Raw genomic sequence first — 13,503 nt, forward strand, 5'->3', positions numbered from 1 at the left:
GACCCCTCACTGGTGGAAGACGTAGCGGCGGCTGAGCCGGAACTGGACGGCGGTGACCGCCATGATGAGCAGGGTGAGCACGACGCCGATGGCGGCGGCCCGGCCGAACTGCAACTGCTGGAACGCGGACTCGAAGATCACCATGACGGCCGTGCGGGTCGAGTCGCCGGGACCGCCGCGCGTCAGGACGTAGGGCTGGTCGAAGATCTGCAGGGCGTTGATGACCGCCATGACCGAGGCGACGAGGACGGTCGGGCTGAGCAGCGGCAGCGTGATCCAGCGGAACCGGGCCCAGCCCTCGATGCCGTCGAGGGAGCTGGCCTCGTAGACGTCGCGGGGGATCGCGGCGAGGCCGCCGACGAAGAGGAGGAACGAGAACCCGAAGTTCTGCCAGACGTAGACCAGCACGACGACGACGGCGGCCCCGGCCGGGGACGTCAGCCACGGGACGTCCGGCAGGCCGACGCCGGTCAGGACCGAGTTCACCAGACCGAAGTCCTCGTTGAACAGGTACGCCATGACCAGGGAGACCGACGCCGCGGACAGGATGAGCGGGAAGAACAGCGTGGAGCGGAACACCGACCGCAACCAGCCGGGCATCGTCGACTGCACCAGGACGGCCAGCCCCATCGCCACCCCGAGCTGCAGGGTGACCGCCACGGCCACGAAGACGAACGTGTTGAGGAACGCCACTCGGACGGTCGGGTCCGCGCCGATGTCGGCGAAGTTGTCCAGACCGGCGAACGTCGGCGGGGTGACGACGTCCCAGCGGAAGAACGCCAGCAGCACCGAGGCCACGATCGGGACGAGCGTGAACAGCGCGATCCCGACGACGGTCGGCGCCAGGAACAGGGTGACCAGGAGCCGCCGCACGCGCCGCTGCCGCGGCGTCTCCGGGCGGCGACCGGCAGCTTGCGCTGGGCCGACCCGGACGTCGGTCGTGGGGGTGGGGACCGTGGTGGCCATCAGTTCACCGATCCGTTCCGCAGGGCGCGCTCGAGGTCGCGCTGCATCGTGCCGAGGGCGTCGCGCACCCCGCCGCCGGCCGGTGCGGTCACCGCGGCGAGGACGTTCTTGACCAGCGCAGTCTCGACGGCCGCCTGCTGCGGCGGTGCCGGGATGGGGCCGGTGTCGGGGAAGCGGTCGAGGGTGTCGTAGAACACCGACCAGTGCTTCTGCCCGGTGCCGGCGTAGAACGCCTCGTTCACCAGGGAGCGCCGGGCGGGGGTCGTCGTGGGTTCGGGGAAGGACAGTTCCATGCCGCGTCGGGAGGAGCAGAACTTGATCCACTCCCAGGCCTCGTCCTTGCGCTGCGACGTGCGCATCACGGCGTACCCGGCGGACCCGAACTGGTGGCGCTGGGTCCGGGCGCGGGGGAAGAACGTGACGTCGAAGTCGTCGGGCCCCATCCCGCCGTCGGCCAGGCCCTGGGCCCAGAACCCGCCGGCCGGGGTCATGCCGATGACGCCCTCGGCGAAGCGGGCGACGAGCTCGTTGCCGCCGCCCTGGGCGGGGGAGGAGCCGAGCCCCTCGGCGGTGAGCTCGCGCAGGAACTCGAACGTCTCCAGGACGGCGGGGTCGTCGGCGCCGGCTTCCAGCCACTGGTAGCCGCCCGAACGCGAGGACGCGGTCGGGTCGCCGGCGTAGAACTTCTGCCAGAACCACTCCCCGCCCCCCGCGCGGGACTCGCGCAGGAAGCTCGTCCCGTGCACGTAGAGCCAGGGCACGACCCCGCCCCACAGGCGGTTGGTCCAGAAGTACGGGCGGAAGGAGGAACCGCCGGCGCCCTGCCGCATGGCGCGGGCGACGGTGACGAAGTCGTCGACGGTCCAGTCGTCCGCGGGGCGCTCGAGACCGGCCCGCTGCAGGGCACCGGCGTTGTAGTAGACGTTCGCGGCGTTGAAGTCGGCGGGGAGCATGAACAGCGACCCCTGGTACATGAAGGACTCCACGAGCGAGGGGTGCACGTCGTCGAAGTAGTCCTGCAGGTCGGCCGCGTCGCGCGAGACGAACTCGTCGAGCGGGTGCGCGAGCCGGTCGGCGAAGAGCTGCGCGCCCTCGGTGGCGATGAGGCAGACGTCCGGCGGGGTGCCGGCGGCGACCATCGTGAGGATCTTGGTGAAGAACTGGGTCCAGTCCTGGCCCTGGACCGCCTGGAGCCGGACGGGGATGTCGGGGTGAGCCTCGCGGAAGGCGTCGAGGAGGGCCTGCCGGGACGCGGCGTCAGCGGCCGTGCCGAGGATCGCCACGGTGAGGGCGTTCCCGTCCCGCCCGGGGACGTCGCGGCCGGTGAGCCGGTCCCAGGACAACCCGGTGCCGAGGGCGGCCAGTCCGGTGACGCCGAGCACGGACCGGCGGGTGAGGTCTGCCATCGAGAGCTCCTTCGCGAGATGGCCTAACACGTGTGAGGAAGGATGAACCCCTCGCCTCACACGTGTCAACCACCACCTCGCCCGGTCTCGGCGGCGGACCTAGGCTCGGGACCGTGCCCCGGAACCTCCGCACCCGTCGCCGCGTGGGGGTCCTGCCGGGGCTCCTCGTCGCCCTGTCCCCGGTGTCCCAGCTGGGGTTCACTCCCGTCTCGGTGGTGCTCGGGGAGCGGCTGGGCCTGACCGTCGGTCAGGTCGGGCTGACGGTCGGCGTCTACGCCGCGGCCGCCGCGCTGGCCACGGCCGTCCTCGGCCCGGTCGTCGACGTCGTCTCCCCACGCCGCGTGCTGCCCGTGGCGGTCGCCCTGAACGTCCTCCTGTCGGCGTCGCTGCTGCTGGCACCGGGGTACGCCGGCCTGCTCCTGGCGCGCGTGCTGTCGGGCGTGGCGAACAGCGCCCTCGTCCTGTGCGCGGCCGTCGTCGTCGCCGACGCCCACCGCGACGACCCCGGTGGACGGGACCGCGGTTTCTCGGTGCTGCAGACCTTCACGAGCCTCGGTGCCGTCGCGGGCCTGGGTCTCGGCGCGGCCGCGGCCGGCCTCGGAGCCCCGGAGGTGTGGTCGTGGACGGTGGTCGCCTACGGGCTCCTCGTCCTGGCGCTGACCCCGCTCGCCGTGCGGCGGATGCCGACCGCCCGCGGCCCCGCCACCGGTCCCCGGACCGGGGTGGGCGCGGTCGTGCGGGAGGCGTCGCTGGCCCTCCGGACCCCGCGGACGGCGGCCCTGCTGCTCGCCGCCGGTGGCGTCGGGTGGGCCATCCAGGCCGCGCACTACGCCGTCAGCCTGCTCGCCCAGGACCTCGGTCCGCCGCTGGCGCAACGCATCGCGCTGTCGGTGATGATCCCGGCCGGGGTGTTCCTCGGCGCCGGCGCGAACCAGCTCGCCCTCGGCCGCCGCAGCGCCGAGGACCTGTTCCGCCGCGCCTACCCCGTGCTGCCGGTCGCCTGCGCCCTGTTGGCCCTGGTCGTGGGCGTCCGCGGGGGCGGCGCGGTGGCGCTCCTGCTCGCGCTGCTCGTGGTCCTCGGCGCCGTCCTGGGCACGCTCATGCCGCTGAGCCCGGCCGTCCTCGTCGGGTGGCACCCCGACCTGCGCGGCAGCGTCACGGCCGCCGAATCCGTCGCCAAGGGTCTCGGGTCCACCGTCAGCCCCGTCGTCCTGGGGGCCGTGGCCGCGGCGACGTCCCTCGGCGGGGGTTTCCTCGTGCTCGCCGGGGTGGCGGCGCTCGCCGCCGTCTGCGCGCGGGCGCCGCGGCCCGCCGTCTGACACGCTGCCGCTCGTGCGGACGATCCGGGGTGCGGTGCTCGAACGGTCCGGCGCGGCGCGCCCCTACGCGACGAGCCGCCCGCTCGTCGTGACGGAGCTGCAACTCGGGGACCCCGGGCCCGGGGAACTGCTGCTGCGCGTCGAGGCGGCCGGCCTGTGCCACTCCGACCTGTCCGTGGTCGACGGCAACCGCCCGCGGCCGCTGCCGATGCTGCTGGGCCACGAGAGCGCGGGAACGGTCGAGGCGGTCGGGCCGGGCGTCGACGACGTCGCCCCGGGGGACCGCGTCGTCACGACGTTCCTGCCGCGGTGCGAACGCTGCGCCGCGTGCGCGACAGGGGGTCGCGTCCCGTGCACGACCGGCAGCGCGACGAACGCGGAGGGCGTGCTCCCGTCGGGAGCACGGAGGCTCTCGCGCGCAGGCGTTCCGGTCCACCACCACCTCGGGGTGTCCGCGTTCGCGACCCACGCCGTCGTCGACCGGCGATCGGTCGTCCCGGTGCCGGCGGACGTCCCGGCCGACCTCGCCGCGCTGCTCGGCTGCGCCGTGCTCACCGGCGGGGGCGCGGTCCGGAACGCAGCCCGGCCCGCACCCGGGGAGACCCTCGCGGTCGTGGGGCTGGGCGGGGTCGGGATGGCGGCGCTGCTCGTGGCCGCGGGGCTGGACGGCGTGCGGACCCTGGCGGTCGACACGTCGGCGGACAAGCTGCGGACCGCGCGGGAGCTCGGCGCCGACGAGGTCGCCACCCCGCAGGAACTGGCCGCCTCCGGCCGCCGGGTCGAGAAGGTCGTCGAGGCCGCGGGGTCGGCGCGGGCGTTCGAGACGGCGTTCGCGGCGACGGCCGTGGGCGGGACCACCGTCACCGTGGGGCTGCCCGCACCCGGTTCCCACGTCGCGCTCGACCCGCTGGTCCTCACCGCCGAGGCGCGGACCGTCGTCGGCAGCTACCTGGGCTCGGCCGTGCCCGCCCGCGACGTGCCGGAGTACGTCGCGATGTGGCGGGCGGGACGACTGCCGCTGGAACGCCTCGTCTCCGGGTACCTGGCGCTGGACGAGGTGGGCGAGGGGCTGGACCGGCTGGCCGACGCGACCGTCCTGCGGTTGGTGCTCACCCCGTGAAGGGGGTCCATCCCAGCCGCGGTCCCAGGTGCGTCGCCATGTCGGTGAGGATCTGCACGTAGTCGTCGTGCTCGAACCCGAACGGCAGCGCGAACACGACCTCGTCGACGAGCTGGAACCCCGCGTCCGCCCACAACCGTTCGGCCAGTTCCTCGCTCGTCCCGAGGAGGTCCTGGGCGAACAGCAGCTGCCCGGGGCCCTGCGGGATCCCCACGCGCGCGGACCGGTGCTCGACGTAGGCGCGGTACCGTTCGCGCTGCGCCGCCGTCGCGGAGTCGGTCGGGATGACGACGAGTCCCTGCGACGTGCGCCCGGTGGGGTTCAGCTCCCGGAACGCGCGCAGGTGCGAGGCCTGGACCGTCGCGAAGTCGGTGGACCCGCCCTCGGCGCGCACGACGCTGGAGGCCAGCAGGTGCAGCCCCTGCTGTCCGGTCCACTGCGCCGAGCGCAGGCTCGCCCCGCCGTACCAGAGCCGGTCGGCCAGCCCGGGGGAGTGCGGTTCGACGCGGTCGGAGAACACCTCGATGCCCTGCGTCCCGGCGAAGTCGCTGGCCTTGTCCCCGCGCAGGAACCGGTGCAGCCGCAGGACCCGCTCGTAGCCGAAGTCCTCGACGTCGCCCGTGTCGGGGTAGAGGGAACCCCTGACGTGCTCGTACTGCATGGGCGGCCCGACGCTGACGCCCGGCTGCAACCTCCCGCCCGCCAGCACGTCGACGGTCCCGAGGTCCTCGGCCAGTCGCAACGGGTTCTCCCACCCGAGCGGGGTGACGGCGGTCCCGAGGTGGATGCGGGTGGTCCGCTGCGTCAGGGCGGCCAGGACCGCGACGGGGGAGGAGATCCCCGGCTGCAGGTGCCGGTGGCGCAACCAGGCGCTGTCGAAGCCCAGGCGTTCCCCGAGCTCCACGACGCGCAGGGTCGTCTCGTGACCCGGCCGGGGATCGGCCGGGTCGAACGACCCGATGGTGAGGAAACCCATGCGCCGCAACGGCGCTCCCTGCTGCGGCACGTCAGACCGTCCCTTCGAAACCCGCGCTCGCGGTGACCGTCCCCGGAGCGACCTCGGTGAAACCCCCGTCGCGCACGTCGACCCGTTCCGCGGGCGGCAGGACGACGGGACCGGTCACGACGCGCACGCCGAAACCCCCGCGCCGCCACGCCTCGGTGTGCGGCAGCCGTTCGTACGCCAGCTGCGCGGCGTGACCCACCTGCGCCGCGGCCTTGCCCGTCGTCATCGTGACGCCGGGCGTCAGGCGGACCGTCAGGACCCCGTCGGGGCCGGGAACCTCGAGGTCCTCGGGGTCGTCGAGGTCGAGCCCGCCGACCTGCAGGGGCCGCAAGAGGTCTGGGACCTCCTCGCGCGGGTGCGGCGCGAACACTCGGACGACGGCGTCGCCCGCACCCGCCTCGCTGTGCGCCAGCGCGGCCGTGCGGTCCCACGCCGCCCCGCGCGCGCGGCGGCAGATCTTGCGGATGCGGCGGTCGCGCCACGCCTGCACCGCGGTGTGCAGTTCCCCGTCGGGGTCGGTGACGCGCGGGTCGTCCAGGAGCAGCACGACGGCGCGGGCCGCGGCCACCAGGACGTCGGTGTGCGTGGGACGGCGCCGGCCGGGGGCGTCGCGTTCGACGCGGGCGACGAGCGAGAGCGACCAGGGGTCCGGTTCGTCGTCCGGCGGGGTCGCGGTCACCGCAGGCCGCGCCGTTCCAGGAACCGCAGCTGCCGCTGGACCTGGAAACCGATGCCGCCCGCGTGGTCGGCGAACTCCCACACGTCGATGTCGCGGTCCTCGTGGCCCCACCGGTTGTACGCGGCGAACACCGTCGAGGGCGGGCAGACCGGGTCCATGAGGGCGACGCTGAACAGCGCGGGCACCCGGGCGCGGGAGGCGAGGTTCGCGCCGTCGACGTGCGCCAGCGTCGCGAAGGCCCGGTCGACGTTCTCGGGGGAGTGCCGGCGCAGGTAGTCCACGACCTCGAGGTAGGGACCGTCGCCCGCGACGTGCGTGCCCCGCCGCACGTGGCACAGGAACGGCACGTCGACGAGCGCCGCGGCGACGCGGTCCCCGGACAGCGCCGCGGCGGCGATGGAGAACGCCCCGCCCTGGCTCCCGCCGCGGACGACGATCCGGGCGGTGTCGACCTCGACGCCGAGACCGGGCAGCGCGTGGGCGACGTCGACGGCGCGGGCGCAGTCGACGAGGGCGCGGCGGTAGTAGTACGTCGCCGGGTCCTCGATGCCCTTGGTCATGAACCCGCGGACCCACTGCCCGCCCGCGACGTCCGGGTCCGGGTCGGGGGTGTCGTGGCCCTGGCCGCGGGTGTCGACGACGAGGTGCGCGAAACCGGCTGCTGCCCAGGTCGTCCGGTCGACGGGCAGGCCGCGGCCGCCGGAGTAGCCGATGAACTCCACGACGACGGGCAGCGGGCCGGGCAGGTGCGCCGGGCGCAGCAGCCACGCGGCGATGCGGTCGCCGTTCCAGCCGGCGAAGCGCACGTCGTCGACGTGGAGGGCGGGCAGCGCGGGGCCGGCGTACGGCGTCAGCTCGACGGCGAGGTCGTGACGGCGGGCCTGGGCCAGGCTCCCGGCCCAGAAGGCGTCGAGGTCGGCGGGTTCGGTGAGCTCGCCCCGGTAGGTGCGGAGCTGCTCCAGGGGCAGGTCGGTCAGCGGCACGTGCTGACGCTACTGCCCTGCCCCGCGCTGCTCACGCGGTGGCGGGGACGCCGCCCGGCAGCCCGTTCACGCGGAACTGCTCGATGGTGTCGCGCAGCGCGGCGAGGATGTAGTCCGGCACCCGCATCCCCTGGTCGCGAGCCCACAGCAGTTCGCGCTCGACGAGGCCGATCTGCGCGCCGAAGTCCTCGACCTTGTCGGCCAGGCCCAGCGTCGTCAGGACGCCGCCGAACTGCGCGCGGTGCTGCGGGGTGTGCGCGCCCACCGGACTGAAGGACGCCCGGCGCAGCACCTTCGCCAACCGCATCTGCCACGGCGTCAGGACGTTCTGCTGGATCATCTCCGTGGCCGACAGGCGGTAGAACGCGAAGTGCCCCGGCTCCTGCCGGCGGATGGGCTGGACGATGGTGCGCGAGACGGCGTCCTCGCCCATGTCGTCGAGCCCGTCGACGAGCAGGTTGTAGGCCACGACCGCGGCCTTCTCCGTCGCGGCGCCCGTCAGGTAGTACAGGAGGCGAGCGACCTCCTGCACCGGCTTGAAGTGGGCCAGCGAGCCGAGGATGCGGATCTTGGGGCTGACGTGGTCGGTGTTCGGGTCCGCCGGGGACAGGTCGATGTCCTGCTGGAGCCGGTCCAGGATCAGTCCGTGCTGGATCTCCTGCGGCTGCCAGACGTCGGCGTAGAAGAGGCGGTCCGTCTCGGAGACGTCCGGCAGGAGGGTCAGCAGCTCCAGGACGTTGCGGTCCACCTCGAGCTCGACGCGGGCCAGGTAGTCGATGACGTGGCCGAAGCGCTGCCGCACGCCGCGCGGGTCGTTGACCGTGCGGTCGACGGAGTCCAGCGGGATGGGCGGGTACTTCTCGCCCAGGCGGAGGACGTGGTCGCGGATGTCCCCGGGGGTGATGATCTTTCGCGACACGTGCACTCCTGCTTCGAGGTCGAACCGGACGAGAGCCCTGGGACAGTGTGCACCGAGGTGCACGTCGGTGTGAGGGCACCCTCAGTTCGCAACCGATCGGTGATCGGATGGGTTCCCGGAGTCCGTGTGGCGCGGATCACGTTCCCACAGCGGCCCGGCGGCGTCAGGCCCGACGGCGGCGCGGGGCGGTGAGCAGCTGGAAGAGCCCGTACGCGGCCACGCCGAGGGCCACCAGGAGCAGCAGCACCGTGCCGAAGGGCCGGGCCGCGATCTCGTGGAACGCCGCGTCGAGGCCGCGGGACTTGCCCGTGTCGCCCGTGGAGGAGACCGCCACCAGCACGCCGAGGACGGCGAACGCGACTCCGCGCGCGACCGCGCCGGCCACCCCGAGTCGACGCAGCCCCGGGGACAGTGACCCCTCGACCTTGTCCTCGAAGTCGTGCTTGATCCCCTTGACCGCGGTCACGACCCCCACGGCGACGACGGCCAGCCCCACCACGACCAGCAGCACCGGCCCGCCGGGCGCCTCCAGCACGCGCTGCGTGAGCGTCTGCTGCTGGTTGCCCGACGACGACCCGCCGCCCGTGGCGAACCGCAGGCAGGACACGGCCAGCGCAGCGGCCGCGACGGCCTTCACCGCCGCGCTCACCCGGTGCGACGTCTTCTCGCCCGTCACGACGACCACGGCCTGCCACAGCAGCAGCAGGACGAACCCGACCGCGAGCACGACGAGCAGGACCTTGCCGAAGGGCTGGGACGCGATCTGCCCCAGCGCACCGCTGGAGTCCGCCGACCCCGAGGACCCGCCGAACGCCACCTGCGCCGCGAGCCACGCGATGAGCAGGTAGACGAGGCCCTCGGCCGCGACCCCGGCCCGCCCGAGGGTCTTCAGGCCCTGCTCGTGCTGCTGCGCGAACGCCTCACCGCGTCGCGCGTGCTCCTTCACCTGGGACTGCGCTGAACCGGACATGGCAGCAGGGAAGCGCTGACGCCCCCACCCCGCAACCGCAGCGACCCCGCCCACCCCCTCCCGCGTGGAAAACACACTTTCCGCCCCCGGAACGCGCTTGCCGAGGGCGGAAAGTGTGTTCCCCACGCGGGACGTCAGGTGGTGGGGGGCGCGGGTCGGGGTGGGGTCCGTCGTAGCATCGGCGGACCTGACCGCAGCCGGAGCAGAGCAGGAGGCGTGGGCATGGCCCGCCACCCCGTGCGCGCGGCCGGGGACCGGACCCCGACCGTCTACGACGTGGCCGACCGCGCGAGCGTGTCGATCGCGACCGTCTCGCGGGTCCTGCGCACCCCCGACGCCGTCCGCGAGGCCACCCGCGAACGGGTCCTGGACGCCGTGCGCGACCTCGGCTACGTGCCCTCGGGCAACGCGCGGGCGCTCGCGGGCCGCAAGACGGGGGTCATCGGGCTGTGCTTCCCCGGCCACGACGCGCTCGAGGAGGAGGACCGGCCCGCACCCGAGCTCGCCGACGGGGTCGGAGGTGGGGTCAGGGTCGTCGACGACCGTCGTCACGGGGCGGCGCCGCAGAGCCCCAACCTCTACTTCGACGAGGTCCTGCGCGGGGCCGAGGTCGAGGCGTGGCGGCGGGGGTTCGCGCTCATGGTCGCCGCGGGCCGGGGGCCGGCCCGCGACGTCATCGTCAACGACATCGCCGGCCGCGTCGACGGCCTGGCCGTCCTGGCCCGCACGGTCTCCGACGACCTGCTTGTCCACGTCGCCCGCCGCCTGCCCGTCGTCCTGCTCGCCGACGCGGCCCGGACGGGAGCCGAACCGCCCGACGGCCTCGACCACGTCAGCGTCGACAACGCGGCGGGGATGCAGGCCCTCGTCACCCACGTCGTGGAACGGCTGGGAGTGCGCGACCTCGTCTACGTCGCCGGCCCGGCGGACTCCCCGGACGACGCCGAACGCCAGCGCGGGCTGTTCGCCGCGCTCGACGCGGCCGGCCTGGACCGCACGGCGGTCGAGCACGTCCGGGGCGACTTCCGCCGCGACACCGGGGACGCGGCCGTCGCGGAGCTGCTGGGACGGCGGGTCCCGCGGGCGCTGGTCTGCGCCAACGACCAGTCCGCGCTCGGGGCGCTCGACGCCCTGCGGCGCAGGGGGCTGCGAGTTCCCGACGACGTCTACGTGACGGGCTTCGACGGTCTCGACGTGGGCCGCTTCACCGAGCCGCCGCTGACCACGGTCGCCCAGCCCATGGCCGAGCTCGGCCGCGCCGCCGTGCGGGCCGTCGTGGACCGCCTGACCGACCCGGGCGCCCCGCTGCTGTCGGCCCGGTTGCCGGTGCAGGTGCTGCTCCGGGAGAGCTGCCCACCGGTTGACACCTCGATGTAAGCGCATACGCTGGCCTCCACGACGAACGTGGAGGTCGAGCGATGACGCTTCGGCAGGGACCGGCGCTGGGCCGCCGGGGGGTGCTCGCGGGGCTCGGCGCAGGAGCCGCCCTCGTGGGGACCGGACTGAGCGGTTGCAGCGTGCAGGTGCGCAGCCAACCCGATCCGACGATCGGGAAGGACACGATGCTCATCAACGCGGACAAGGGGAACCCCCTGTTCAACCGCGTCTTCAACCCGTTCCTGGTCAACAACCGGACGGCGTCGAAGTGGATCTACGAGCCGCTGGTCCTGGTGAACCCCCTCGACGGTGAGCAGATCCCGTGGCTCGCGCAGTCGTGGGAGCTGCCGGACGCGAAGACCATCGTCTTCACCCTGCGCGAGGCGGACTGGAGCGACGGGGAACCCTTCACCGCCGACGACGTCGTCTTCACCCTGGAACTCCTGAAGGAGGTGCCGGCCCTGGACGCCAAGGGGGTCTGGCAGCACGTGGAGTCCGTGGAGGCCGTCGGCGACCGCGTCGTGTGCCGTCTGCAGAGCGAGGACGTCCCGGCCCTGCAGGTCATCGGCGTCACCTACGTCGTCCCCCGGCACCGCTGGTCGACGGTCGCCGATCCCGGGTCCTACCAGGACGAGCACCCGGTCGGCACCGGGCCCTTCGTGCTGGGGAACTACACGTCGCAGCAGTACTCGATGGACAAGAACCCGCGGTACTGGCAGGCCGACAGCGTCGAGGTCCAGCACCTCGTGCTGCCCGCGACGAACAGCCAGCTCGACACGGTCACCCGCGGGTACGACTGGAGCTACTCCTTCATCTCGGACGTCGAGGGGACGTGGGGTGCCGCCAGCCCGCACAACCGCTGGTGGTTCCCGCCGGGGGGCATCGTCGCCCTGCTGCCCAACCACACCGTCGCCCCGTTCGGCGACGTCGACGTCCGCCGGGGCCTGTCGCTCGCGCTGGACCGCACGCGGATCGCGGAGGTGGCCAGCGAGGGCTACATGCAGCCCGCCGGGCAGACGGGTCTCATGCTGCCGAACCAGCAGGACTGGCTGGACCCCGGCATCCCCGACCAGGGCATGGTCGCGCAGGACACCGCCGCCGCGCTGGAGTCGTTCTCGCGTGCGGGGTACACCCAGCGGGACGGCAAGCTCGTGGACGCCGACGGGAAGCAGTTCACGTTCGCCCTCACCTCGGCCAACGGGTACACCGACTGGACGCGTGCGGCCCAGGAGGTCGTCGAGCAGCTCGGCGCCCTCGGCATCGACGTGAAGCTGCAGCTGCCGCAGCCGGCCGGGTACCAGCAGGCGCTCGCGGGCGGGGAGTTCCAGGTCGCGATCGGCGGGATGGGGGGCGGTGACGTGTTCCGCGCCTTCAACGACCTCATGGCCAGCGAGTTCGCCGTGGCCGTCGGCAAGACCACGCAGGCGAACTACGAACGGTTCTCCGACCCCGAGGTCGACGCGCTCCTGACGGAGTTCAAGTCCAGCACCGACCCGGCCGCGCAGCTGGCCGCGGCCCGGGCGCTGCAGCAGCAGGTCTACGACAAGCTGCCCGCCATCGGCCTGTACTACGGCGGGCTCTGGGGCCTGTACAACGACGCCAAGTTCGTCGGCTGGCCCACCGCGGAGGACCCCTACATGGCCCCGCAGAACTACGACTCGGCGCCGCTGGGGATCTTCACGCGGCTCAAGCTCGCCGGAGGTGCGGCATGACCGTTCTCGACCCCACCGTCGCCGGCCCACCCGCCGTGCGCACCGGCCGGGGGTCGTTCCCCGGCCGCTACCTGCTGGGCCGCCTCGGGTTGTTCGTCCTGACCCTGTGGGCCGCCGTCACCGTCAACTTCGTCCTGCCGCGGCTCATGCCGGGGACTCCCGCCGACGCGGCCATCGCCAAGCTCTCCCAGAACGGTCCCGTCAGCGACGCGACGCGCGCGGCCATCGAGGCCCAGCTCGGGGTCCCGGGCGGGAACCTCCTGTCCCAGTACGGGTCCTACCTGAAGCAGGTCGTGACGCTCGACTTCGGCGTCTCGTACACGTTCTACCCGCAGACCGTCTCCTCGATGGTCTCGCAGGCGCTGCCGTACACGCTGCTCCTCGTGGGGCTCGTCACTGTCCTCGCCTTCGTGCTCGGCACCCTCGTCGGGGTCCTGTCGGCGTGGAAGCGCGGCACCTGGCTGGACGCGCTGCCGACCCTGTCGGGCAGCTTCCTGTCGACGTTCCCGTACTTCTGGACGGCGCTGCTGCTGCTGTTCTTCCTCGGGTACGTCCTGCACTGGTTCCCCACGACGGGCGCTTACTCGGCGACCACGACGCCGGGGTTCAGCCTGGAGTTCCTCGGTGACGCCCTGGCCCACGCCGCGCTGCCGGCCATCACGATCCTGCTGACGTCGCTGGGCGGGTGGATCCTCGGCATGCGCAACGCGATGATCAACACCCTCGGCGACGACTACGTGACCTTCGCCGAGGCCAACGGCCTGCGCGGGCGCACGGTCGCCCTGCGGTACGCGGCCCGCAACGCGATCCTGCCGAACCTCACCGGGTTCGGCCTGTCCCTCGGCGGGGTCGTCGGCGGGTCCGTGCTCGTCGAGCAGGTGTTCGGGTACCCCGGCATCGGCTACCTGCTCTTCAACGCCGTCATCGGCCAGGACTACCCGCTGATGCAGGCCCTCTTCCTCATGATCACGGTCAGCGTGCTCGTCGCGAACTTCCTCGTCGACGTGCTCTACGGCCTCCTCGACCCGCGGACCCGGAGGTGAGCG

The 13,503-nt window shown here is 73.4% G+C and carries 12 protein-coding genes; 5 read left to right on the plus strand and 7 right to left on the minus strand.

The annotated features are described in order from the left end of the window. Nucleotides 1-6: 6 nt before the first annotated feature. Entirely contained in the window at nt 7-966 is a 960-nt protein-coding gene (locus tag ACFEMC_RS06590) for a carbohydrate ABC transporter permease (RefSeq protein WP_380174733.1), read from the minus strand. Beyond that, on the minus strand, nt 966-2,372 hold the full coding sequence (locus ACFEMC_RS06595) for an ABC transporter substrate-binding protein (RefSeq protein ID WP_380174735.1): 1,407 nt from the start codon (nt 2,370-2,372) through the stop codon (nt 966-968). The genes ACFEMC_RS06590 and ACFEMC_RS06595 overlap by 1 nt, the downstream gene beginning before the upstream one ends. Before the next feature lie 113 nt (nt 2,373-2,485). Between ACFEMC_RS06595 and ACFEMC_RS06600 the strand changes: the two genes are divergently transcribed. Together ACFEMC_RS06600 and ACFEMC_RS06605 are read left to right on the plus strand one after the other, a co-directional pair. Beyond that, nucleotides 2,486-3,691, plus strand: a complete 1,206-nt coding sequence (locus tag ACFEMC_RS06600) for an MFS transporter (RefSeq protein ID WP_380174737.1) — start codon at nt 2,486-2,488, stop codon at nt 3,689-3,691. Between the two features lie 13 nt (nt 3,692-3,704). Next, nucleotides 3,705-4,811 carry an alcohol dehydrogenase catalytic domain-containing protein gene (locus ACFEMC_RS06605; protein WP_380174739.1) on the plus strand — a complete coding sequence of 369 codons (1,107 nt, stop codon included), beginning with the start codon at nt 3,705-3,707 and terminating at the stop codon, nt 4,809-4,811. Here ACFEMC_RS06605 and ACFEMC_RS06610 read toward each other — a convergent pair. The 5 genes from ACFEMC_RS06610 to ACFEMC_RS06630 form a co-directional block, all read right to left on the minus strand. Next, a complete protein-coding gene (locus ACFEMC_RS06610) occupies nt 4,801-5,817 on the minus strand; it encodes an LLM class flavin-dependent oxidoreductase (protein WP_380174741.1) in 1,017 nt (338 codons plus the stop codon). The genes ACFEMC_RS06605 and ACFEMC_RS06610 overlap by 11 nt on opposite strands. Nucleotide 5,818: 1 nt before the next feature. Then, the gene (locus tag ACFEMC_RS06615; protein WP_380174743.1) at nt 5,819-6,496 is read right to left on the minus strand and encodes a hypothetical protein; all 678 of its coding nucleotides are present in this window, start codon (nt 6,494-6,496) and stop codon (nt 5,819-5,821) included. Further along, nucleotides 6,493-7,479, minus strand: coding sequence for an acetylxylan esterase (locus ACFEMC_RS06620; RefSeq protein WP_380174745.1), 987 nt, complete (start codon nt 7,477-7,479; stop codon nt 6,493-6,495). The genes ACFEMC_RS06615 and ACFEMC_RS06620 overlap by 4 nt, the downstream gene beginning before the upstream one ends. Nucleotides 7,480-7,510: 31 nt before the next feature. Then, complete coding sequence (locus ACFEMC_RS06625) at nt 7,511-8,398, minus strand: GTP-binding protein LepA (protein WP_380174747.1); 888 nt, start codon at nt 8,396-8,398, stop codon at nt 7,511-7,513. 163 nt (nt 8,399-8,561) lie between these two features. Beyond that, nucleotides 8,562-9,368 (minus strand): DUF1206 domain-containing protein, encoded by an 807-nt coding sequence (locus ACFEMC_RS06630; RefSeq protein ID WP_380174749.1) that lies wholly within the window; start codon nt 9,366-9,368, stop codon nt 8,562-8,564. A gap of 222 nt (nt 9,369-9,590) precedes the next feature. Between ACFEMC_RS06630 and ACFEMC_RS06635 the strand changes: the two genes are divergently transcribed. Genes ACFEMC_RS06635 through ACFEMC_RS06645 form a run of 3 tightly spaced genes read left to right on the plus strand, consistent with a single transcriptional unit; the run spans nt 9,591 to nt 13,500 of the window. Beyond that, on the plus strand, nt 9,591-10,745 hold the full coding sequence (locus ACFEMC_RS06635; protein ID WP_380174751.1) for a LacI family DNA-binding transcriptional regulator: 1,155 nt from the start codon (nt 9,591-9,593) through the stop codon (nt 10,743-10,745). A gap of 41 nt (nt 10,746-10,786) precedes the next feature. Next, nucleotides 10,787-12,457 carry an ABC transporter substrate-binding protein gene (locus tag ACFEMC_RS06640; protein ID WP_380174753.1) on the plus strand — a complete coding sequence of 557 codons (1,671 nt, stop codon included), beginning with the start codon at nt 10,787-10,789 and terminating at the stop codon, nt 12,455-12,457. After that, nucleotides 12,454-13,500, plus strand: coding sequence for an ABC transporter permease (locus ACFEMC_RS06645; RefSeq protein ID WP_380174755.1), 1,047 nt, complete (start codon nt 12,454-12,456; stop codon nt 13,498-13,500). Before ACFEMC_RS06640 ends, ACFEMC_RS06645 begins: the two co-directional genes overlap by 4 nt. Nucleotides 13,501-13,503: the final 3 nt, after the last annotated feature.

It is taken from the genome of Kineococcus sp. DHX-1 (genome assembly GCF_042473625.1).
Lineage (GTDB): Bacteria > Actinomycetota > Actinomycetes > Actinomycetales > Kineococcaceae > Kineococcus.